18 protein-coding genes are annotated in these 21,443 nt (G+C 65.0%); 8 read left to right on the top strand and 10 right to left on the bottom strand.

Annotated features, from left to right (window positions below):
• Window positions 1-73 precede the first annotated feature (73 nt).
• The 3 genes from ACTHNZ_RS20970 (at window position 74) to ACTHNZ_RS20960 (ending at window position 3,354) form a co-directional block, all read left to right on the top strand.
• Complete coding sequence (locus tag ACTHNZ_RS20970) at window positions 74-1,468, top strand: ethanolamine ammonia-lyase subunit EutB (RefSeq protein ID WP_440544505.1); 1,395 nt, start codon at window positions 74-76, stop codon at window positions 1,466-1,468.
• Window positions 1,465-2,259, top strand: coding sequence for an ethanolamine ammonia-lyase subunit EutC (eutC, locus tag ACTHNZ_RS20965; protein WP_440544504.1), 795 nt, complete (start codon window positions 1,465-1,467; stop codon window positions 2,257-2,259). The genes ACTHNZ_RS20970 and eutC overlap by 4 nt, the downstream gene beginning before the upstream one ends.
• A gap of 108 nt (window positions 2,260-2,367) precedes the next feature.
• Window positions 2,368-3,354: a helix-turn-helix domain-containing protein gene (locus ACTHNZ_RS20960; RefSeq protein WP_440544503.1), complete on the top strand. Its 987-nt coding sequence runs from the start codon at window positions 2,368-2,370 to the stop codon at window positions 3,352-3,354.
• A gap of 121 nt (window positions 3,355-3,475) precedes the next feature.
• Here the strand turns inward: ACTHNZ_RS20960 and ACTHNZ_RS20955 are convergent, their stop codons facing one another.
• On the bottom strand, window positions 3,476-5,008 hold the full coding sequence (locus tag ACTHNZ_RS20955; RefSeq protein ID WP_440544502.1) for an efflux transporter outer membrane subunit: 1,533 nt from the start codon (window positions 5,006-5,008) through the stop codon (window positions 3,476-3,478).
• A gap of 92 nt (window positions 5,009-5,100) precedes the next feature.
• On the opposite strand from ACTHNZ_RS20955, the gene ACTHNZ_RS20950 reads away from it, so the two are divergent.
• The 4 genes from ACTHNZ_RS20950 (at window position 5,101) to ACTHNZ_RS20935 (ending at window position 10,922) form a co-directional block, all read left to right on the top strand.
• Entirely contained in the window at window positions 5,101-5,718 is a 618-nt protein-coding gene (locus ACTHNZ_RS20950) for a TetR/AcrR family transcriptional regulator (protein WP_440544501.1), read from the top strand.
• Window positions 5,719-5,814: 96 nt separating this feature from the next.
• Window positions 5,815-6,930, top strand: a complete 1,116-nt coding sequence (locus ACTHNZ_RS20945; protein WP_440544500.1) for an efflux RND transporter periplasmic adaptor subunit — start codon at window positions 5,815-5,817, stop codon at window positions 6,928-6,930.
• The gene (locus tag ACTHNZ_RS20940) at window positions 6,927-10,079 is read left to right on the top strand and encodes an efflux RND transporter permease subunit (protein WP_440544499.1); all 3,153 of its coding nucleotides are present in this window, start codon (window positions 6,927-6,929) and stop codon (window positions 10,077-10,079) included. Before ACTHNZ_RS20945 ends, ACTHNZ_RS20940 begins: the two co-directional genes overlap by 4 nt.
• A 36-nt stretch (window positions 10,080-10,115) precedes the next feature.
• Entirely contained in the window at window positions 10,116-10,922 is an 807-nt protein-coding gene (locus ACTHNZ_RS20935) for an oxidoreductase (RefSeq protein ID WP_440544498.1), read from the top strand.
• On the opposite strand, the gene ACTHNZ_RS20930 is transcribed toward ACTHNZ_RS20935, so the two are convergent.
• The 3 genes from ACTHNZ_RS20930 to ACTHNZ_RS20920 form a co-directional block, all read right to left on the bottom strand.
• On the bottom strand, window positions 10,867-11,661 hold the full coding sequence (locus ACTHNZ_RS20930; protein ID WP_440544497.1) for a hypothetical protein: 795 nt from the start codon (window positions 11,659-11,661) through the stop codon (window positions 10,867-10,869). The two genes, ACTHNZ_RS20935 and ACTHNZ_RS20930, sit on opposite strands and share 56 nt — an antisense overlap.
• Before the next feature lie 31 nt (window positions 11,662-11,692).
• Entirely contained in the window at window positions 11,693-12,328 is a 636-nt protein-coding gene (locus tag ACTHNZ_RS20925; protein ID WP_440544496.1) for an acyl-homoserine-lactone synthase, read from the bottom strand.
• Between the two features lie 248 nt (window positions 12,329-12,576).
• The gene (locus ACTHNZ_RS20920) at window positions 12,577-13,020 is read right to left on the bottom strand and encodes a DUF4902 domain-containing protein (protein ID WP_440544495.1); all 444 of its coding nucleotides are present in this window, start codon (window positions 13,018-13,020) and stop codon (window positions 12,577-12,579) included.
• Window positions 13,021-13,114: 94 nt separating this feature from the next.
• Here ACTHNZ_RS20920 and ACTHNZ_RS20915 point away from each other — a divergent pair, with 94 nt between their 5' ends.
• Complete coding sequence (locus ACTHNZ_RS20915) at window positions 13,115-13,831, top strand: autoinducer binding domain-containing protein (RefSeq protein WP_440544533.1); 717 nt, start codon at window positions 13,115-13,117, stop codon at window positions 13,829-13,831.
• 26 nt (window positions 13,832-13,857) lie between these two features.
• On the opposite strand, the gene ACTHNZ_RS20910 is transcribed toward ACTHNZ_RS20915, so the two are convergent.
• The 6 genes from ACTHNZ_RS20910 to ACTHNZ_RS20885 form a co-directional block, all read right to left on the bottom strand.
• Window positions 13,858-15,006, bottom strand: a complete 1,149-nt coding sequence (locus tag ACTHNZ_RS20910) for an enoyl-CoA hydratase/isomerase family protein (protein ID WP_440544532.1) — start codon at window positions 15,004-15,006, stop codon at window positions 13,858-13,860.
• 109 nt (window positions 15,007-15,115) lie between these two features.
• Window positions 15,116-16,015 carry a 3-hydroxyisobutyrate dehydrogenase gene (gene mmsB, locus ACTHNZ_RS20905; protein ID WP_440544494.1) on the bottom strand — a complete coding sequence of 300 codons (900 nt, stop codon included), beginning with the start codon at window positions 16,013-16,015 and terminating at the stop codon, window positions 15,116-15,118.
• Between the two features lie 79 nt (window positions 16,016-16,094).
• On the bottom strand, window positions 16,095-17,618 hold the full coding sequence (locus tag ACTHNZ_RS20900) for a CoA-acylating methylmalonate-semialdehyde dehydrogenase (RefSeq protein WP_440544493.1): 1,524 nt from the start codon (window positions 17,616-17,618) through the stop codon (window positions 16,095-16,097).
• A 117-nt stretch (window positions 17,619-17,735) separates the two neighbouring features.
• The gene (locus tag ACTHNZ_RS20895; RefSeq protein WP_440544492.1) at window positions 17,736-19,469 is read right to left on the bottom strand and encodes an AMP-binding protein; all 1,734 of its coding nucleotides are present in this window, start codon (window positions 19,467-19,469) and stop codon (window positions 17,736-17,738) included.
• Window positions 19,470-19,790: 321 nt separating this feature from the next.
• Window positions 19,791-20,039: a hypothetical protein gene (locus tag ACTHNZ_RS20890; RefSeq protein ID WP_440544491.1), complete on the bottom strand. Its 249-nt coding sequence runs from the start codon at window positions 20,037-20,039 to the stop codon at window positions 19,791-19,793.
• Between the two features lie 206 nt (window positions 20,040-20,245).
• On the bottom strand, window positions 20,246-21,379 hold the full coding sequence (locus tag ACTHNZ_RS20885; RefSeq protein WP_440544490.1) for an acyl-CoA dehydrogenase family protein: 1,134 nt from the start codon (window positions 21,377-21,379) through the stop codon (window positions 20,246-20,248).
• Window positions 21,380-21,443: the final 64 nt, after the last annotated feature.

The raw sequence follows: 21,443 nt of genomic DNA, 5'->3' as shown, positions 1-21,443 counted from the left end.
GCAAAGACATAGGCGAAACCCCGACGGGCAGGCAACGAGCCGTGCGGTAGCCGCGGCGATGGAGCGCACGATAATGAGCTACACGGAGACGATCGGCAACCGCACTTACCGCTTCGCCGATTTGAAGACGCTGATGGCAAAGGCGAGTCCGCTGCGTTCCGGCGATCAGCTCGCGGGCATCGCGGCGGCGAGCGAGGAGGAGCGCGTCGCCGCGAAGATGGCGCTAGCGGACGTGCCGCTGCGCACGTTCCTCGAGGAAGCGCTGATTCCGTACGAGAGCGACGAAGTCACGCGCCTCGTCATCGACACGCATTCGCCCGAGGCGTTCGCCGAGATCGCGCACCTCACGGTCGGCGAATTTCGCAACTGGCTGCTGTCCGGTTCGACGGATACGGCTGCCCTGGTTCGTGTCACGCAGGGGCTCACGCCCGAGATGGTCGCGGCCGTCTCGAAGCTGATGCGCAACCAGGATTTGGTGACGGCAGCCCGCAAGCGGCCCGTCGTCACGCGCTTTCGCAACACGGTAGGCCTGTCGGGCCACATGTCCGTTCGCTTGCAACCGAATCATCCGACGGATGACGTAAAGGGCATCGCGGCCTCGATGATCGATGGCTTGATGTACGGTTGCGGCGACGCCATGATCGGAGTCAATCCCGCCTCCGACAATCTATCTGCGATCACGCGCCTGCTGGTGATGATCGACGACTTTCGCACGCGCTATGACGTACCGACGCAGTCGTGCGTTCTGACGCACGTGACGAGCACGATCGCCGCCATCGAGAAAGGCGCGCCCGTCGATCTCGTCTTTCAGTCGATCGCGGGCACCGAGAAGGCGAACGCCGGCTTCGGCATCTCGCTGTCGCTGTTGCAAGAGGCCTATGAGGCAGCGTTGTCGCTCCAGCGCGGTACCGTAGGCGACAACGTGATGTACTTCGAAACGGGGCAGGGCAGTGCGCTCTCGGCGAATGCGCATCACGGCGTCGATCAGCAGACGTGCGAAGCGCGCGCCTATGCCGTCGCGCGCCGGTTCAATCCGTTTCTGACGAACACGGTGGTGGGCTTCATCGGCCCCGAGTATCTGTACGACGGCAAGCAGATCACGCGAGCCGGTCTCGAGGATCACTTTTGCGGCAAGCTGCTTGGCGTGCCGATGGGGTGCGACATTTGCTATACGAACCACGCGGAAGCCGATCAGGACGACATGGACAATCTGCTGACGCTGCTCGGCGTGGCAGGCGTCAACTTCATCATGGGAATCCCCGGTGCCGATGACGTGATGCTCAATTACCAAAGCACTTCGTTTCACGATGCGCTGTATCTGCGCGATGTGTTGGGGTTGCGTCGTGCACCGGAGTTCGAGGCGTGGCTGGAATCGATGCAGATCACGGATGCCCGCGGCGCATTGCTCAACGCGCCGACGCGTCAGCCGCTGCTCGAGAGCGCGAGCGAATGGATGGGCATCGCATGAGTGATTCGATCGAACAGAACCCGTGGCAGGCGTTGCGCGCGTTCACGAATGCGCGCATCGCGCTGGGGCGCGCCGGCCATAGCTTGCCGACCGCGCCGCTTTTGGCCTTCAATCTTGCCCATGCGCAGGCGCGCGATGCCGTGCATCATCCTCTCGATGCGGATACCTTGCATCGACAGCTGCGCGCATTGGGCTTCTCGTCGCTCGACGTGCGTAGCGCCGCGCCGGACCGTACGCATTATTTGCGTCGTCCGGACTTGGGCCGCCGGTTGTCGGATGAAAGTCGCGAGGCGCTGCGCGGTTTCGTATCCGACGAGGCGCCCAATGTGGTGTTCGTGATTGCGGACGGCTTATCGGCGTTCGCCGCGTCGAAGCAATCGATTCCCTTCCTGCAGGCCATTGCGAAGCGGCTCAGCGGCTGGACGATCGGCCCGGTCGTGGTTGCGCGCCAGTCGCGCGTCGCTTTGGGCGACGAGATCGGCGAATCGTTGAAGGCGAACCTCGTCGTCATGCTGATCGGCGAAAGACCCGGACTCAGTTCGCCGGATAGCCTCGGCATCTATCTGACGTACGCGCCGAAAGTGGGGTGCACCGATGCGCAGCGCAACTGCATCTCCAATGTGCGTCCGGAAGGTCTCGACTATGAAGCGGCGGCGCGCAAGCTGCACTATCTGCTCACGCAGGCGCGCAGTCTTCGGCTGACAGGGGTGGGCCTCAAGGACGATAGCGACGCGTTGCTTCAAGCGCCGGCAGCGGAAACGGTCATAACCGGCGCTTCGAAGCCGGCGTGAAGCGGCAGTGCCCAGTCCGCAACGCGGGGCTCGGGCACCCCATTCGGCATGAGACTTGCAAGGCGTTCAGCTAGTCGCTTCCATGTTACGTGCAGGTGCACGCCCCATATGACGACCGGTTCTTCTTCGATCCCGTCCGCGGCCACTTGCCGCGTCCAGACAAGCATCGCGCACGATGCCGACGAGCAGGCGCGCAATCTCCATGGGTGGACGCAGACATACGACCAACTCACGGCGGGGCGCTTCGTCGGGAAGCTGACGGGTTTGCAACTCGACGACATGCACGTATTTTGCGAGACGACGAGCCAGACGTTGCGGCAGACATGCGTGGTGCCGACGGATGCGTACTGGTTCGGCATGCCCGTAGACGATGACGGCACGGGCCGCATCGACTCGCATCCGATCGGCAGCGACCGGCTCGCGTTCAAGCGTGGCGGCATCGAGTTCGAGTTGCTCACGCCGGGCCGCTACGCCATTTTCGGCGTGGTGGTGAAGAGTGAAGCGCTGCATCGGCATGCCGCATTCATCGAGCACGCGGAGCTCGTCGGGCGGGCGGCGCAGACGAAGGGCCTCATCCCTGCCGATGCGCGGAAAAAGGCGCAATTCCGTGCGCTATTGTATGGTGCGCTCGACGAGACGTCGGGCCTCGCACTGGCCTCGCGCGCGAGGCGCAATCTTCAAACGTCGGTGCTGTGTTCGCTGTTCGATTTGCGTGAAACGAGCGCGTTCGAGACGCTTGCCGTTCCGGCGCGTCCGCGCAGACAGTGGATCGTTGCCGAAGCGCGCGACTATGTGCTGGCCAATCGCGACCGTCCCGTTGGCGTACCGGAGCTTTGCGAACATCTGCACGTTAGCCGCCGCACGCTGCAGTACTGCTTTCAGGACGTGCTCGGTATCGCGCCGGCGAGCTACCTGCGTGCGATCCGCCTGAACGGCGTGCGTCGCGAACTGTGCCGTGCGGTGCCGGGCGAGCGCACCGTGCAGGATATCGCTGCGGCGTGGGGCTTCTGGCATCTGAGCCAGTTTGCCACCGACTATCGCAGGCTGTTCGGCATGCGTCCTTCCGAAACGCTGAGGACGATTCAGGCTCACTAGGGTCCAAGCTCCCGCCTCAACCCTCCCACTTCGAGGTGTCGCCATCGTGCCCGCTTCGAGAAAATGTTGCCGGCTATGCGGCATTCGCGATCGGCGCGGCAGCAGGCGCGGTTGGGTTCCGCTATGCGGGATTCTGGGCGTTGGCCGTCCCCGCTTGCGCGCTCGCGGGGCTCGCGTTGGCTGCAGTTGAACGCGAGCGCGAACGCGCAGCTTCGGCTTCATGAGGCTCCCAACCGCCCCCCAATGCCTTGAACGCCGCCACCGCCGCACGCGCCGATTCCGTCTGCGCCTGCACGCGCTCGTCGGATGCACGCAGCAGATTTTCATCGGCGTTCAAGACCTCGATCAGGCTGACGGCGCCTTTTTGATAGGCCGCGAACGAAGCGGCTCGTGCGCGGCCGAGCGAGTCCACTCCGCGGGTCAGCACCGCTGCTTGCTGCTCATGTTTGACGAGTGCCGAGAACGCGTTTTCGACATCTTCCGTGGCATGCAATGCCGCGAGCCGATATGCGGCGAGCCTCTCGGCTTTCTCGCCTTTCGCCTGCTCGATCTGCGCGTCGATGCGACCGAAATCGAACAGGCGCCAGCGCAGTCCGAGCACGCCGGCGGCCTGATTGGCGCCGCTCGTGAAGAGGTTGCCGCTTGCGATCGAGGTTGCACTGCCGAGGAGTCCGCTGAGCGACAGTTTCGGGTAATACTCGGCAATCGCCTCGCCGATGCGCGCGTTCGACGCCGCGAGGCGACGCTCCGCGACGATAAGGTCGGGCCGGCGTCTGAGCAAGTCTCCGGGCGTTCCCGTGACGGCGATCCGCGGCGCGATCGGAATCGCGCTGGCTTGCTCGATTTCCGCTCGATGCGTGCCGGGCTGCGAGCCCAGCATGACGTCGAGTGCGTTCATCGCCGCATCTAGGCCTGCCTCGAGCACGGGCACGGACGCCTGAACCTGCGCCAGCGCGCCCTCGGCCTGGCTCACCTGAAGATCGGCCGCGAGTCCTTTGCCATAGAGAAGGTTGATGGTCGAGAGCAAGTCCTGCTGTGTCTTGACCTGTTTGCGGGCAACGTCGAGCCGAGCTTGCAACCCGCGAATCGTGATGTAGATATCGGCGGTTTGCGCAGCCACGGCCAAGCGCGTGGCGATAGCCCCCGCTTCCGACGCCTGATACTCCGCGAGCGCCGCTTCGCGCCCGCGGCGCAAACCTCCGAATAGGTCGAGCTCCCAGCTCGCGTTGAAATTCACCTCGTAATCATTGCCGTAGCGATCGAAGCCGGGCGTCGAATTCAACACGCGGCCCAGCGGCGTTTCGATGGATTGGTAAGCCCGGGCGCCCTGCGCGGTGACGCTGCCGGATGGCAGCAGCGCCGCGGTGGCCGCGCCGAGCCCCGCCCGCGCCTGACCCCCGCGCGCGCCCGCCTGCGCAAGGTCGAGGTTTTGAGCTAGCGCGAGCGTCACGAACCGTGTCAGCTGCGGATCGTCGAATCCGGTCCACCAAGTAGTGAGATCCGCCGCGGCGCTAGCCTGCCGTTGCTCGACCTGGGCTTGGTCTTGAAACCGTTGCGGCATCCCGACCTCGGGGCGCACGTAGTCGGGGCCGACCGCGCAGCCTGTCATGAGGCTCGCGGCGATCAGCAGAGGAAAAAGGGGTTTGAGCGGCATGGCGTCGGTTCAACGAGTGGGCTGTGCGAGTGACTATAATACCAAATAGTCACTAGTTGTCTATAGGAAAAACTGGCGGTAAGCTTGAGCCCATGAAAAAAGCAGCGACTTATCCGGTATCGGCGCGCGGCCCCGCCGATCACGAGGTGCGCGACCAAATCGTCACCGCCGCCACCGAACACTTCAGCCGATACGGCTATGAGAAGACGACGGTCTCCGATCTCGCGAAGGCCATCGGTTTCTCCAAGGCCTACATCTACAAATTCTTCGAGTCGAAGCAAGCGATCGGCGAGATGATTTGCGCGAATTGCCTGCGCGAGATCGAAGCCGACGTGAAATCGGCGCTTGCCCAGACCGATCAGCCTCCGGAGAAGGTCCGGCGCATGTTCAAGGTGTACATCGAAGCGAGCCTTCGTTTGTTCTTCAAGGACCGGAAGCTCTACGAGATCGCGGCTTCCGCCGCCACGGAGCGCTGGCAAGCGGTGCTCGCCTACGAAGCGCGCGTGCAGGCGCTGATTCACGATGTCTTGAACGAAGGGCGGCAAAGCGGCGACTTCGAGCGCAAAACGCCGCTCGACGAAGCGGCGATGGGCATTTATCTCGTCATACGCCCCTATCTGAATCCTCTGCTGCTGCAGCACAGCTTCGACTACACCGAAGTCGCGCCAGCGCAACTGGCGGGCCTCGTACTCCGGAGCCTCTCGCCGTAGGAGGGGGCGGTGCTAAAAATCTCGTTCGTGACTATTGACGAGATTGGTCACTAGAAACATAATGAAAGCCCCGATCACTCCGTCAATGGGTCTTTCATGCTCCGGCGTCGCCTCGCTACCTCTCTAGTGGCCTCTGCATTGCCTCTTGCGCTAGCCGCGTGCGGTGCAAAGGCGCCACCCGATCCGCGCACCGAGGCGCCGCTGGTGCGGACCGCCATCGTTCAGAGCGCAATCCCCGCCTCGCGCTCCTTCACCGGAACCGTCGCCGCACGCGTGCAGAGCGATTTGGGTTTTCGCGTCTCCGGCAAGGTGCTCGAGCGGCTCGTCGATGCCGGCCAGACCGTCAAGCGCGGCCAGCCGCTCATGCGCATCGACCCCGTCGATCTGAAGCTCGCCGCGCAAGCCCGGCAGGACGCGGTCACGGCCGCCCGCGCACGCGCGCAGCAAACGGCGCAAGATGAAGCGCGCTATCGCGACCTGCGCGGCACGGGCGCCATTTCGGCCTCGGCGTATGACCAGGCGAAAGCGGCGTCTGACGCGGCCCAAGCTCAGCTGCGCGCGGCCGAGGCGGACGCCGAGGTGGCGAACAACGCGACGCGTTACGCCGAACTCGTGGCGGACGGTGATGGCGTCGTCATGGAAACGTTGGCCGAGCCGGGCCAAGTCGTCGCCGCGGGACAGCCCGTGGTGCGCCTGGCCCATGCCGGGCGTCGAGAAGCGGTGATTCAGCTGCCGGAAACGTTGCGTCCGGCCATCGGTTCGGTCGCGCAAGCCACGTTGTTCGGCGGCGACGGCGCGAGCGTACCGGCCACGCTGCGCCAACTCTCGGATGCGGCCGATCCGCGCACACGCACCTATGAAGCGCGATACGTCCTGCAAGGTGCATTGGCCGATGCGCCGTTGGGCGCCACCGTGACGATTCAGCTTCCCGATGCGCGTTCGTCCGTGCAAGGCGGGCTGCAAGTGCCGATCGGAGCGTTGCTGGATACCGGCAAGGGGCCTGGCGTGTGGGTCATCGGCGGCGAGCCCGCCAAGGTTTCGTGGCGGCCCGTGACGGTCGAGCACTTGGACGACGATAGTGCTCGCGTCGCCGGCGAACTGAAGCCAGGCGAGCGTGTCGTTGCGCTGGGCGCCCAACTGTTGCGCGACGGCGAGCAAGTCCGGATGGCAGGTCAGGGCGTTGCCGTCGCATCCGAGGGAGGTCGCCCGTGAGCGAAGGCCGCTTCAATCTGTCGGCGCTTGCGGTGCGCGAGCGCTCGATCACCTTGTTTCTGATCTGCCTGATTTCGTTGGCCGGGCTCGTTTCGTTTTTCAAGCTGGGCCGCGCGGAAGATCCCGCTTTCACGGTCAAGGTGATGACGATCGTAACCGCGTGGCCCGGTGCCACCGCGCAGGAAATGCACGATCAGGTCGCCGAAAAGATCGAAAAGCGCATGCAGGAGCTGCGCTGGTACGACCGGACCGAGACCTACACGCGGCCCGGTTTGGCTTTCACGACGTTGACGCTGCTCGACAGCACGCCGCCGTCGGAAGTGCAGGAGGAGTTTTACCAAGCGCGGAAGAAGATCAGCGACGAAGCGGCCAACCTCCCCGCCGGCGTGATCGGGCCGATGGTCAATGACGAATATGCGGATGTCACGTTTGCACTCTTCGCGCTGAAGGCCAAGGGGGAGCCGCAGCGCTTGCTCGTGCGTGATGCCGAGAGGTTACGCCAACGCCTGCTGCATGTGCCCGGCGTGAAGAAGGTCAACATCATCGGCGAGCAAGCGGAACGCATCTACGTCCAGTTTTCCCATGACCGCTTGGCGACGCTGGGCGTCAGCCCGCAAGACATCTTCGCCGCGCTCAATGGTCAAAATGCCCTGACGCCGGCCGGCTCCGTCGAAACGAAGGGGCCCGAGGTGTTCATTCGCCTCGACGGCGCGTTCGACAAGCTCCAGAAGATTCGCGACACGCCGATCGTCGCGCAAGGGCGCACGCTCAAGCTCTCGGATATCGCCACGGTCACGCGCGGCTACGAAGATCCGGCCACCTTCATGATTCGCAACAACGGCGCACCTGCGCTGCTGCTCGGCATCGTCATGCGAGACGGCTGGAACGGGCTCGATCTCGGCAAGGCGCTGGACAGCGAGGTCGGCGCGATCAACGGCGAACTGCCGCTCGGCATGAGCCTCACGAAAGTCACCGATCAAGCCGTCAACATTCACTCGGCCGTCGACGAGTTCATGCTCAAGTTCTTCGCCGCGTTGCTCGTGGTGATGCTCGTGAGTTTCGTGAGCATGGGATGGCGCGCGGGTTTGGTGGTGGCAGCGGCCGTGCCGCTGACGCTGGCCGTCGTATTCGTGGTAATGGCCGCGACGGGGAAGAACTTCGATCGCATCACGCTCGGCTCCTTGATCCTTGCGCTAGGCCTGCTGGTGGACGATGCCATCATCGCGATCGAAATGATGGTGGTGAAAATGGAGGAAGGCTACAGCCGCGTGGCCGCCTCCGCCTATGCCTGGAGCCACACGGCCGCACCGATGCTGTCGGGCACGCTCGTGACGGCCGTGGGCTTCATGCCCAATGGTTTCGCGCGCTCCACCGCGGGCGAATACACGAGCAACATGTTCTGGATCGTCGGCATCGCGCTGATCGCGTCGTGGCTCGTTGCGGTGATTTTCACGCCGTACTTGGGCGTGAAGATGCTGCCCGACTTCAAGAAGGTGGAAGGCGGGCATGACGCGATCTACGCTACGCCGCGCTACAACCGCTTCCGGCAACTGCTCACGCGCGTGATTGCGCGCAAGTGGCTCGTCGCCGGTTCTGTCGTCGGTCTTTTCGTGTTGGCCATCCTCGGCATGGCGGTGGTCAAGAAGCAGTTCTTCCCGATCTCCGACCGCCCCGAAGTGCTCGTCGAGGTGCAGATGCCCTATGGCACGTCCATCTCTCAAACCAGCGCCGCTACGCAGAAAGTCGAGGCGTGGCTGGCGAAGCAGAAGGAAGCCAAGATCGTCACCGCTTACGTCGGACAAGGTGCGCCGCGCTTTTACCTGGCGATGGGGCCGGAATTGCCCGATCCGTCGTTTGCCAAGATAGTGGTGCGCACGGACAACCAGGAGCAGCGCGATGCGCTGAAGCAGCGGCTGCGCCAAGCAGTTGCCGACGGCCTCGCGCCCGAAGCGCGCGTGCGCGTGACGCAGCTCGTATTCGGGCCGTACTCGCCGTTCCCGGTTGCCTATCGTGTCTCCGGCCCGGATCCCGACAAGCTGCGCGGCATTGCTGCGCAAGTCGAACGCGTGCTGGATGCGAGCTCGATGATGCGCACGGTCAACACCGATTGGGGAACGCGAGAGCCCACGCTGCATTTCACGTTGCAGCAGGATCGGTTGCAAGCCGTGGGATTGACGTCGAGCGCCGTCGCGCAGCAACTGCAGTTTTTCCTGACTGGCGTGCCTGTGACAGCCGTGCGCGAGGATATCCGAACGGTACAGGTGATCGCGCGTTCGGCGGGCGACGTTCGCCTCGACCCGGCGAAGATCGGCGATTTCACGCTGGCGGGCGCGGGCGGGCAACGCATCCCGCTGTCGCAGATCGGCAAAGTCGACGTGCGCATGGAAGAGCCGATCATGCGGTGGCGCGACCGCGTTCCGACGATTACGGTGCGCGGCGACATCGCCGACGATCTCCAGCCGCCCGATGTGTCGACGGCGATGACGAAGCAACTGCAACCGATTATCGCCAAGTTGCCGGCGGGCTATCGGATCGAGCAGGCCGGCTCCATCGAGGAATCGGGCAAAGCGACGAAGGCCATGTTGCCGCTGTTCCCGATCATGCTGGCGGTCACGCTCGTCATCATCATTTTCCAGACTCGCTCGATCTCGGCGATGGTCATGGTGTTCATGACGAGCCCGCTCGGTTTGATCGGCGTGGTGCCGACGCTGATCCTGTTCCGTCAGCCCTTCGGCATCAATGCGCTCGTCGGCCTCATCGCGCTCTCCGGGATTCTGATGCGCAACACGCTGATCCTGATCGGGCAGATCCATCAGAACAAGCTGGCAGGATTGGATCCTTTCCACGCAGTGGTCGAGGCCACGGTGCAGCGCGCCCGGCCCGTCATTCTCACGGCCATGGCCGCGGTCTTGGCCTTCATCCCGCTGACGCATTCAGTGTTCTGGGGGACGCTCGCATACACGCTGATCGGCGGCACGTTCGCAGGAACGGTTTTGACGCTCGTGTTCTTGCCCGCGATGTATTCGATCTGGTTCAAGATCCGGCCCGGCAGCGCCGCTGATGTGCGCGAAAGCGGTAGCGATAGCGGAGAGGAACGGCGGCGGTCTTCCGAGCCGCGCCTGCGCGATGCACTCGATGCGCCCAATTAACAACACCACCCATTGACTCGTACGAGGGGAACCATCATGTCGAATCCCACTGTTGTCGTTGTGACGGGCGTATCGTCGGGCATCGGACGCGCCGCCGCCCAGACGTTTGCCAAACGAGGATGCCGCGTTTTCGGAACGGTGCGCAGCATCGCCAACGCGATTTCATTGCCCGGTGTCGAGCTGGTCGAAATGGACGTGCGCGACGATGTATCCGTCAAGGCCGGCATTCAATCGATTGTCGAGCGTGCCGGACGTATCGACGTGCTCGTCAACAACGCCGGAACGAGCTTGATCGGCGCGGTGGAGGAAACCGGGGCGAGCGAAGCCGCGTCGCTGTTCGACACCAATGTCTTGAGCATCCTACGGACGGCGCAGGCGGTGCTGCCTCACATGCGGGCGCAGCGCAGCGGACGGATCGTCAACGTCAGCTCCGTGCTCGGTTTTCTGCCGGCGCCGTACATGGGAATCTATTCGGCGTCCAAGCACGCGGTCGAGGGGTTGACCGAAAGCCTGGACCATGAGGTGCGTCAGTTCGGTGTTCGGGTTACGCTCGTCCAGCCGTCGTTCACGAGGACCAATTTGGATGTCAACGCCCCGCAGGCGAGTTCGAAGATCCCCGCGTACGATCGAGAGCGCGGCCTTGCATCGCGTGCCGTAGTGGATAGCGTCAAAGGCGCGCCCGCGCCCGACGGCGTGGCGAAAACCATCGTCGAAGCCGCGCTCGGCAATTGGCGCATGCGCCGCACGCCGGGCGGGCAGGCCGCCTTGCTCAGCAAGCTCAGACGGTTCATGCCTGCCGGCCCCGTGGACGCAAGCCTGAGGAAGGCTTTCGGCCTAGGCTGAGATGGGCTGCAGTGCTGCGGGTGGGCATGGTCCCGGGCACCCAATGCTCGACGGTCATGCCCAACTGGTGCTCGGCTTGTTCCGCGATCCAGCGGCAGGCCAGCTCGCTCGATGTCCGCACCGCGCGCGCGCCGGCGTGAAAGACGAAGCGAACGTCGACCTCCTGATCCGCCACGCGCATGAAGATCTCGCGCAGATCGCCTCCCACATCGTTCATCCTCGCTCGTGCGCGTAGTTCGGCGAAGTGATAGTCGAGCCAACGCGAAAAAAAGCAAGCGTCGTCATGGTTTGCGAGCGTGAAAGCGGCATCGCACGATGCGCGATATCGCCATTCGGGCGCGGACGAATCAGGACCGGGTAGCGGCGCCGGTTGCTCGCCGGACGGCGCGGCGCCCAATTGCGCGCGATAGGCACGCAGCGTTTGCCATAACGACGCGTGGTCGTCGGCGCGCGACGGCTCCAAAATGGCCGTCGCCGGACGCCCTTCTTCCCGCTCGATCGACCGGGCGACGAGCCTCAACTCGCAAAGCGGCGTGGCATCGCCGATGATCGCCGCGCGCTGGGGCAAGCCGATGACCGGCGCATCGGCGTCGTCATGGACGGCCACGGTCAGCCCGTGCCGATCGAGCCGCAGCAGCGGCATCGCCGATGTATGACCGGCGTACTTCACTGCCAACCGCACCCACGCGGCAAAATCATCAGTCCAAAGCGGGGCGGGGGCGTCCTGGGTGATATCCACGATCGTTCTTCGTTCAGACAAGGGTTACGGGTCAGGCGTATGCCGCCCGCGCAAGCGCGTTGCAATCCTGCTGGGCAAGGAGGGACGGATCGACGCCGAGCGCCGTCAGCGTTTGGACATCCAAATCGATCCAACAAGCAACGACCATGCGGCCGTCGACGCGCTGGGCCGGGCCGGCCCGGTGAGCGTGTACGCCGATGCGGCGAAACAGGCGCTCCATGCTGAGAAACGTCACGCCGATCAACTGGCGCACGCCCCTCTTGGCCGCGCACTCGACGACGGCGGCCAGCATCGGCCGCACGGCCCATGCGCCGGTGTCTTCGCCGGCCATCCCATCCGAGGTGCCCGCCGCGAACCGCGAAAGCTCCCAGACGGCCGCGGCCTTCGGCGGCTCGATGCCGTCTGCCAGCAATGTGGGAAACAGTTCTTGCAACAAGTAAGGCTCGGTAGTCGGCAATAACCTCGCACAACCGCAAATGGAGCCGGATTCGTCATGGGCGACGACGTAGACGGTATCGTCGCGATCGTATTGGTCGCGCTCGAAGCGGCCATCGGCGCACGGCAGCCGCCATCCCAACTGTTCGATGAAGATTCGGTGCCGATAGTGCGCGAGCGCAGCATCGAGGTCTTCGGGCAACGCCCCGTCGCCGTGAACGGATGTCCGCATGAAATCCCTCGCTTCGATTTTGGATGAGGGCATTACAGCGCGCGCCCGGAGGGGCGGTAACTGTCAACGTTGACAGGACTCGAGCGGGTGCGGCGCTCCCTGCCGACGCGGATGGGGCGCCTTGGCAAGTCGGACGAATCAAATAATGAGATTGAAATGAGCCGACGATTTGCTTATAAATGACACCTGTGAATGAGTTGGCAGACGAATTGGGTGCGCAGTGGCCGATACGGCACTGCCGCATGGCCTTATTGCAGCGTCGGACCCCGGGCCGCCGGCTGGCCCCAGAGCGCAAGCGCTGTTTGCGCGACGGTGTTCGGCCAGTTCAGCCCGGCGACGCGCCGCAACAATGCTTGCGCGGTATGTGCCATGCCGAGATCGGCTCCGCCCGGGTCGACGCACATGACGTTGCTGCGGATGTCGCCCCAAGCGACGAGCAATGCGCCGGAGGCCGGGTCGACGTACCAGTCCCAGCCGAGCGTCACGAACGGCGAGCCGGGGCCGCGCGTGCGTTGCCACTCCGTGTAGCCGGCGGTGCTCGCGTCGATTCCTTCTGCGTGCAATTCCTCGAGCAACGCGGGATCGAGCGCGGAATCGACATGCACGAGATGAAGTTCGGCGAGCGCGCATTCGGGCAGCCGGACGTAGCCGTCGGCATGGGGGGCGGGCAGCAAGGGGGAAGGAAGTCTCATGCGCGGGACTGTAGCAGCCTGTCGCACTCGTGGGACCTGGCAACAATGACAGCCCGGCGTCCCGTGTTTCTCACAGTTTGGGGTATCCATGGAATTGCCGTTGCGCTGGCAAGATAGTTACGAACAACTGAGCTCCGCGGCCGACGAGCGCCAACTGTTCGAACGGGTCGCAGGGATCGCGAAGCGCATGGGCTTCGAGTACTGCTGTTATGGCATCCGTGTGCCGCTGCCCGTGTCGAACCCGGCCGTCGCCATCTTCGATACCTATCCGTCCGGGTGGATGAAGCACTATCAGGAGAGTCATTTCATCGACGTCGATCCCACGGTGCGCGAAGGGATGACGAGTTCGCGGCTGATCCTATGGCCCGAGGCAGCGCCGAACGCGCCGCAGCTTTGGCGCGATGCGCGCGATTTCGGCTTGCGCGTGGGCGTCGCGCAGTCGAGCTGGGCGGCGCACGGCGTCTATGGTTTGCTGACGATGGCGCGTTCCGCCGATGGGCTCACGCCTGCCGAGGTCGACGAATTGACGCTGCAGGCGAGCTGGCTCGCCAATCTGTCGCACTCGCTGATGAGCGAATTCGTCGTGCCGCGGCTGGCACCCGAAGCCGGCGTCGTGCTGACGCCGCGCGAGTGCGAAGTGCTCTGCTGGACCGGGGAAGGGAAGACGGCGTGCGAAATCGGCCAGATTCTCAATATCTCGGAGCGGACCGTCAATTTCCACGTCAATAACGTTCTGCTGAAGCTGAACGCCACCAACAAGGTGCAGGCCGTCGTCAAAGCGATCGCGATGGGGCTCATCGCTTCGGTTTGACGGCGCCGCTTACGCCCGCACGCCGCTCACGACGGCAACTGCGATGCGCGGATCGGCGGCAGTTCGCCGAGATCGGCGAGCGGATGCCGAGCGCGCGGCCAGGGCGAACTCAAGAAGTACGCGACACGCTCGGGCCGCACGTCGGCCAGCGAGGCCGGCTGCCAGCGCGGCGAGCGGTCCTTGTCGATCAGATGGGCACGCACGCCCTCGCGAAAATCCCCTTCCTCGATCGCGCGCGACACGATGCCGAGCTCCATCCGGTAGGCATCGGCCAAGCTGATGCGCCGCCCCCGCCCGATGGCCTCGCGCGTGACGTGCAGCATCGTCGGCGAATAGCCGTGCAGCGCATCGAGCGCCGTTTGCAGCCACGCTCGCAACTCCGGATGCGGATTCGAGATTAGTGCCGCCGCCAACGAGGCGGCCATTTGTTCCACGCCGAGCCGTGCATCGAAGTGCTTTTCGATCGCGGGCAGCACGGCGTCGATCGGCGCATGCGGTAGCGGCGCCGCGCTCGGCACGAACGCTTCGCGCAGGCGCTTGCCCACTTGAGCGGGCGGCAAGCCGGCGAGCCGTGCTTCGAATCCTTGCAGCCACTCGCTCGGAACGCAGACATCGGCGAGCGAGCAGCGCACGGCGTCTGCGCCCGTGAGCACGGCGCCCGTGAGGCCCATGTACAGCGCCAGTTCGGGCGGCATCACGCTCAGAAAGCGCGTTGCGCCGACGTCCGGCGCGAAGCCGATGCGCGTCTCGGGCATCGCGATCTTGCTGCGCTCGGTGCTCACGCGCAGCGACGCGGCCTGCGCGAGGCCCATGCCGCCGCCCATCGTGATGCCGTCGGCCAGCGCCACGATCGGCTTCGGAAACGCGTGCAGCGCAAAGTCGAGCCGGTATTCGTCGATGAAAAACGCGCGCCAGCCGTCCTCGCCTTCGATGCGTCCCGCGGTCGCCGCATGGTAAAGCGCGCGCACGTCTCCGCCTGCACAGAATCCTTTCTCGCCGCTGCCGCGCAGCACCACCGCGACGATCGCGTCGTCCTCCCGGCAACGCTCGATCCATTCGGCGAGCGCACGCACCATCGAATGCGACAGTGCGTTCAGCGCTTGCGGCCGATCGAGCGTGAGGATGGCGACGCCGTTGACTACGTGACAGAGCACGCGCCCCTCGGCCGGTTGCATGGCGCTCGATGCGCCGTCGCCCGCGGCATGCGAGGGTTCGACACGTGCGTTCATTGCTTGACTCCCTTCATCGATGTTTCGGTATGTCGGTATGCCGTCGCGCCGCTCCTCATTGCGGGGCGCGCCGTTGGCGTTGGTAGAGCGAGATGATCGCGGAGAAATCGAGGCCGCCCTGGCCGCCGGCGCTCATTGCCTGATAGAGCTGCTGAGCCACGGCTCCCAGAAAAATCGGTTGCTTGGCAGCACGGGCCGCCTCCGACGCGAGGCCCAGGTCCTTGAGCATGAGATCCGCGCCGAAGCCCCCGGCGTAGCCGCGCGACGCCGGCGCGGTCTCGACGATGCCCGGATAGGGGTTGTAGGCATCCGAGCTCCAGCATCGGCCCGTCGACGTATTGATGATGCCGGCCAATACCTTCGGGTCGATGCCGAGGGCGGCGCCGAGCGACATCGCCTCCGCCACGCCCGTCATCGTGATGCCGAGCAGCAGGTTGTTGCAGATCTTCGCGACTTGTCCCATGCCCGTATCGCCGCACCGGACGATGTTCTTGCCCATCGCGCCGAGCACCGGCTCGACGCGGGCGAACAGCGTTTCGCTCGCGCCGACCATGAACGTCAGTGTGCCGGCAGCAGCGCCGCCGGTTCCGCCAGAGACCGGGGCGTCGACGAACGCGTTGCCGTGCTCGGCCGCAAGCTTGGCGAAAGCCTGCGCGCTGGCCGGATCGATCGTGCTCGAATCGATGATGGCCGCGCCGGGTGCCATGCCCGCCAGCACGCCTTGCTCGTCCGTCAGCACGCTGCGCACGTGCGCGGCGGCCGGCAGCATCGTGATGACGATCTCGGCATCGAGGACAGCCGCCTTCGGCGACGCGCACGCCGTTGCGCCGGCTTGCGCGAGCGCGCGCAGCGCGGCCTCGTTCAGATCGAACGCTTGCAGGGAATGACCGTGCTTGAGCAGATTGAGCGCCATCGGCGCGCCCATGTTGCCGAGGCCGATGAATCCGATCTTCATGGGGAATGTCTCCGTATTCGGTTGGAAGCGGATGGCGGATGCGGATGGCTGATCAGCCCGTTGCCGATCGCACGGCGGCTCAGCGCAGGCTGATCGTCGTGTTGACACCGCCGGCGGACGTTGCATCGTCGAACCAGCGCGACGTAACCGTCTTCGTCTGCGTGTAGAACTGAACGACTTGCTTGCCGTACGGACCCAGATCGCCGAGCTTCGAGCCGCGCGAACCCGTGAAACTGAAGAACGGGACCGGCACCGGAATCGGAATGTTGATCCCGACTTGGCCGACGTCGATCGCGCTTTGGAACTTGCGTGCCGCCGCGCCGCTTTGCGTGAAGAGGCCGACGCCGTTGCCGAACGGATTGCGGTTCACGAGTGCGATGGCTTCGTCGAGCGTCGCGACGTTCAGCACGACGAGCACGGGGCCGAAGATTTCCGTGCGGTAGATCGCCATGTCGGTGGTCACGTCCGAGAAGATCGTCGGGCCGATGAAGTTGCCGTGCTCGTAACCGGGCACACGCACGCCGCGTCCGTCGAGCTCGAGCGTTGCCCCCTCTTCGACGCCTTTCGCGATCAGCGATTGCACTCGGTCCTTGGCGGACTTCGAGACGAGTGGCCCGAGATCGGTGTTCGGCTCGATCCCCGCGTTGACTTTGAGCGCCTTCGCGCGCGCGACGAGATCGGGCAGCCATTCGCGCGCCGCTCCGACGAGCACCAAGGCCGACGTCGCCATGCAGCGCTGGCCGGCCGCACCGAAGCTCGCGCCGACTAGCGCATCGAGCGTTTGCTCGCGATGGGCGTCGGGCAGGACGATCGCGTGGTTCTTCGCGCCCATCATCGATTGCACGCGCTTGCCGTGTTCGCTTGCAAGCGTATAGACGTGGGTGCCCACGGCCGTCGAGCCGACGAACGACACCGCTTTGACGTGTTCGTGCGTGCACAGGGCATCGACGACGTCCTTGCCGCCGTGGACGACGTTGAGCACGCCGCGCGGCACACCGGCTTCGAGCGCGAGCTCGACGAGCGCCATCGTCGAGAGCGGGTCCTGTTCGGACGGCTTGAGCACGAACGTATTGCCGCAGACGATCGCCATCGGGAACATCCAAAGCGGGATCATGGCGGGAAAATTGAACGGCGTGATGCCCGCGCAGACTCCGATCGGCTGACGCAGCGTGTAGGTGTCCACGCCGCCCGCCACGTTCTCCGCGAATTCGCCGAGTTGCAGCGTGCCGATCGACGCCGCATGCTCGACGACTTCGAGCCCGCGGAAAATGTCGCCTTCCGCATCGGGCAGCGTCTTGCCCTGCTCGGCCGTCAGGATCTTCGCGATGCGCGGCATGTGCTCGCGGATCAGCGCTTGATACTTGAGCATGATCCGCGCACGGGTGCCGATCGACGTCGATTTCCACTGCGCGAATGCCGCGTGCGCGGCGCCGACGGCGGCATCGACTTCGGCGCGCGTCGCGAACGGCACGCGTGCCAGCACTTCTTGAGTGGCGGGATCGACGATATCGCGCCACTCGGTCGAGGTGGATTCGACGAATTCTCCGTTGATCAGCAGCTTGACGGTCGGGCAGGTCGCGCCGGCGGCGGAAGATACGCTCATCGATAGGCTCCGGTTCGGTTCAAGGGAATGCGCGGCGGCCGAGGCTCACCGCATGCGAGCAAGCCGGCAGCGCTCGGCTTGCGAAGAAATAGCAGACTTCTCGCTTGCGCTGCGCGGTCATCGCAGATCGGGGAAGTCGTCTTCCCAATACTCGCCGGCCAGCCGCTGCTTCGCATCGCCGCGCTCCATCTCGCGACGGCGCAGCTCGACGCGGCGGATCTTGCCCGAGATCGTCTTGGGCAGCTCGTAGGCTTCGAGGCGCCGGATTCGCTTGTACGGCGAGAGCCGCTCGCGCGAAAACGCGAAGATGCTCTTCGCGAGCTCCGGGCCGAACGTATAGCCGTGGCGCAGCATCACATAGGCTTTCGGGACGGATAACCGCAGCGGGTCGGGGCTGGGCACGACGGCGGCTTCGGCCACCGCTTCGTGTTCGATCAGCGCGCTTTCGAGTTCGAATGGGCTCAAGCGATAGTCCGAGGATTTGAAGACGTCGTCGGCCCGGCCGATGTAAACGTAGTAGCCGTCGGCGCGCCGCATGGCGACGTCCGACGTGTGATAGCGGCCGTCGCGCATCACGTGTGCCGTTGCGTCGGCGTTGTTCGCGTAGCGTGTCATCAGGCCGAGCGGGCGCTCGCAGGGTTCGGCCGTATCGTCGGGCGGCGGGCCGAGCCATAGGGCGATTTCGCCTTCCTCCGCGGAATGCCCGTCGGGATCGACGAGCACGACGCGGTAGCCTGGCATCGGGCGCCCCATCGAGCCCGGGACGACCGTTTGTCCCGGAGAATTGCCGATTTGGCACGTCGTTTCGGTTTGGCCGTAGCCGTCGCGGATCGTGATGCCCCACGCCGTTTTCACGCGTTCGATGATCTCCGGGTTCAACGGTTCTCCCGCCCCTACGATCTCGCGCAGCGAGACGGCATGCGACGCGAGCGGCTCCTGCACGAGCATGCGCCAGACGGTCGGCGGGGCGCACAACGTCGTGATGCCGTGGCGCGTCAGCGTATCGAGCACGGTCTTGGCATCGAAGCGCGCGTAATTGAGCACGAAGACGCACGCCTGCGCGTTCCACGGCCCGAAGAAGCAACTCCATGCATGCTTCGCCCAGCCCGGCGAACTGATGTTCCAATGAACGTCGCCCGGCTGCAGCCCGATCCAATACATCGTCGACAAGCTGCCGACGGGGTAGCTCTCGTGCGTGTGCTCGACGAGTTTCGGTTTGGAGGTCGTGCCCGACGTGAAATAGAGCAGCAGCGGATCGCGCGCGGGCGTCGCGGCCCCCGGCTCGAATTCGGGCGAAGCGGCATAGCCGTCTTCCAAGCGGTGCCAGCCGGCCATCGCAGTGTCGGCTCGAGCGCCGACGGCGATCTTGACGAGCGCCGCGCCGGCCGCTTCGAACTTGCCGCATTCGGCGGAATCGACGATCGCGAACTTCGGCTGGCCGATGTCGATCCGTTCGCGCAGATCGTCGGCGGACAATTGCGTCGTGGCGGGCATCAAGACCGCGCCGAGCTTGATCGCGGCGAGCATGGCATCCCATAGTTCGACGCGGTTCGGCAGCATGAGCAAGATGCGGTCGCCGCGGCCGACACCGAGCTCGCGCAAATGATTGGCGATGCGCGACGAGCGTTCCGACATCTGCGCGAACGAGAGCCGGGTTTGTTCGCCGCTGCCGGCATCGACGAGCCACAGCGCCGGTGCGTCGTTGCCGCGGGCGATTTCGTCGAAGTAGTCGATGGCCCAATTGAATTCGTCGAGCATGGGCCAGGCGAAATGGCGATAGGCATGGTCGTAGTCCGACCGATGGCGCAATAGGAAATCGCGCGCGGCTAGAAAGCGCTGTGATGCGTTCATCGATGTCTCCTGAAGCCTACGCCGCGCTCGGTGCGTGCAAAGTCGGGAGGCTTGGCTGGCCCGGCGCGTTTTCTAGTGAGGTTGCGGTTCCCTAGTTACCTAGTTATAGACCCAACCCGCGAGCGCGATGCACCGCGCGGCCGGCATGGCCGATCATTGGCTGCTCATGCCGGTGTGCTACGCGTCGAAGTGTAGGCAGCGGGCGAGCCGCTTTCGATGCTCAAGCCGCTCACTTTGCGTGAGCGCATTTGCCACCCGCCGGGCAAGCGGTACCGGCGAGCGGGCCGGGATGGCGGCCGGGGCTGCGCCGGGCGGAGGCATTCAGCTCACGCCGAGCCCGCGCAGGACGGCGTTGCCGTCCTCGGTCAATTGAAAGCGGGTGGCGCCCGATTCGAGCGTGACGGATTCCACGAGCCCGGCTTCCTGCAGCATCGGAATCTCCGGTTTGGCGGAGACGTCGATGGGCGAGTGGAGCAAGAGCAGCAACGTGGCGAGCTCGTGATGGCTTAGGATGCGGCGCAGCATAGTGCGCGCCTTGCGCGGCGGGGTGAGTTCGTTCGGGTCAGTCATCGGGCCGGCCTCCATCGCAAATAGCTGCGGCCAGATGTTGGCGGCGGCACCTTAAGCCATTCTTAAAAGCGGTGGGTCGAGTCTGCAACGGAATATTACGAGCCGCGGAGCCGGGCCGAGCCCCTTGCGGGCGGCTTGAACGCCGAGCGGTTGCGTCGGTCCCGCCAGCCCCCCGGCCGGGCCGGCCGAGGGCTGATTGCCCGGCCTCAGAGGTGGCGCGCGATGACCATGCGCTGAACTTCGCTGGTGCCTTCGTAGATCTGCGTGATGCGCGCGTCGCGGTAATGGCGCTCGACTGGGTAGTCGGCCAGATAACCGTACCCGCCGTGAACCTGGATGGCCTTCGAGCAGACGTCCTCCGCGATCTCCGACGCATAGAGCTTCGCTTGCGACGCCTCGGACAGGCAAGGCTTGCCCGCGCTGCGCAAGCGGGCTGCGTGATGGACGAGCAGCCGGGCCGCGTTCAGGTGCGTGGCCATGTCGGCGAGCATATGCGCGATCGCTTGATGCTCTTTGATGGCCTTGCCGAACTGGATGCGTTCGCCGGCATACGCGCGCGCCGCGTCGAACGCGGCCCGGGCAATGCCGACGGCCTGGGCCGCAATGCCGATGCGGCCGCCTTCGAGGTTCGACAAAGCGATCTTGAGCCCGTCGCCGCGCGGGCCCAGCAAATGGTCCTCGGGCACGGCGCAGTCTTCGAGCGTGATCGGGCAGGTATCCGATGCACGAATGCCGAGCTTGTTCTCCGGCCGGCCGACCGTGAATCCCGGCGTATCGGTCGGCACGATGAAAGCGGACAGCCCGCGCTTGCCGAGTTCGGGATCGGTGACGGCGAAGACGATGGCCACCCCGGCGCGGCCGCCGTTCGTCACGAATTGCTTGCTGCCGTTGATGACCCAGCGCCCGTCTCGAAGCACGGCCCGCGTTCTCAGATTGTTGGCCTCCGAGCCGGCGTGCGGCTCGGTCAGGCAAAACGCGCCGATCGTCTTGCCGAGCGCGAGTTCGCCGAGCCAACGCGCTTGTTGCGCCGCAGTGCCGAACTTGAGGATCGGCCCGCAGCCGACCGAGTTGTGCACGCTCATCATCGTCGCGCACGCGGCGCAGCCGGCCGCGATTTCCTCGAGGGCCAGGGCGTAGGCGACGTAATCGGTATAGGTGCCGCCGAGCTCGGCCGGAACCATCATGCCGAGCAACCCGAGCTCGCCCATCTGGCGGACGATCTGCGCGGGCAACGCGCCGTCGCGGTCCCACTCGGCCGCGTGCGGCGCCAGGCATTCGGTCGCGAACTGCCGTGCGGTATCGCGGATCATGCGTTGTTCGTCGGTGTAGAGCTCATCCATGGCGGCGCAAATAGGCGAAATCGGTCAAATCGGTCAAAATGGCGCGCCGGATCGGCGTGCCGTT

This window comes from Trinickia sp. (assembly GCF_051953955.1).
In the GTDB taxonomy this organism is placed as follows: domain Bacteria; phylum Pseudomonadota; class Gammaproteobacteria; order Burkholderiales; family Burkholderiaceae; genus Trinickia.
Note: the sequence above shows the minus strand (reverse complement) of the source record. Positions and strands in the feature narration are given on the sequence as shown.

Coding starts and splice junctions, on each gene's coding strand:
- ACTHNZ_RS20970 (WP_440544505.1), top strand. CDS start 74: ATGAGCTACACGGAGACGATCGGCAACCGCACTTACCGCTTCGCCGAT.
- eutC (WP_440544504.1), top strand. CDS start 1,465: ATGAGTGATTCGATCGAACAGAACCCGTGGCAGGCGTTGCGCGCGTTC.
- ACTHNZ_RS20960 (WP_440544503.1), top strand. CDS start 2,368: ATGACGACCGGTTCTTCTTCGATCCCGTCCGCGGCCACTTGCCGCGTC.
- ACTHNZ_RS20955 (WP_440544502.1), bottom strand. CDS start 5,008: ATGCCGCTCAAACCCCTTTTTCCTCTGCTGATCGCCGCGAGCCTCATG.
- ACTHNZ_RS20950 (WP_440544501.1), top strand. CDS start 5,101: ATGAAAAAAGCAGCGACTTATCCGGTATCGGCGCGCGGCCCCGCCGAT.
- ACTHNZ_RS20945 (WP_440544500.1), top strand. CDS start 5,815: ATGCTCCGGCGTCGCCTCGCTACCTCTCTAGTGGCCTCTGCATTGCCT.
- ACTHNZ_RS20935 (WP_440544498.1), top strand. CDS start 10,116: ATGTCGAATCCCACTGTTGTCGTTGTGACGGGCGTATCGTCGGGCATC.
- ACTHNZ_RS20925 (WP_440544496.1), bottom strand. CDS start 12,328: ATGCGGACATCCGTTCACGGCGACGGGGCGTTGCCCGAAGACCTCGAT.
- ACTHNZ_RS20920 (WP_440544495.1), bottom strand. CDS start 13,020: ATGAGACTTCCTTCCCCCTTGCTGCCCGCCCCCCATGCCGACGGCTAC.
- ACTHNZ_RS20910 (WP_440544532.1), bottom strand. CDS start 15,006: ATGCAACCGGCCGAGGGGCGCGTGCTCTGTCACGTAGTCAACGGCGTC.
- mmsB (WP_440544494.1), bottom strand. CDS start 16,015: ATGAAGATCGGATTCATCGGCCTCGGCAACATGGGCGCGCCGATGGCG.
- ACTHNZ_RS20900 (WP_440544493.1), bottom strand. CDS start 17,618: ATGAGCGTATCTTCCGCCGCCGGCGCGACCTGCCCGACCGTCAAGCTG.
- ACTHNZ_RS20895 (WP_440544492.1), bottom strand. CDS start 19,469: ATGAACGCATCACAGCGCTTTCTAGCCGCGCGCGATTTCCTATTGCGC.
- ACTHNZ_RS20890 (WP_440544491.1), bottom strand. CDS start 20,039: ATGACTGACCCGAACGAACTCACCCCGCCGCGCAAGGCGCGCACTATG.
- ACTHNZ_RS20885 (WP_440544490.1), bottom strand. CDS start 21,379: ATGGATGAGCTCTACACCGACGAACAACGCATGATCCGCGATACCGCA.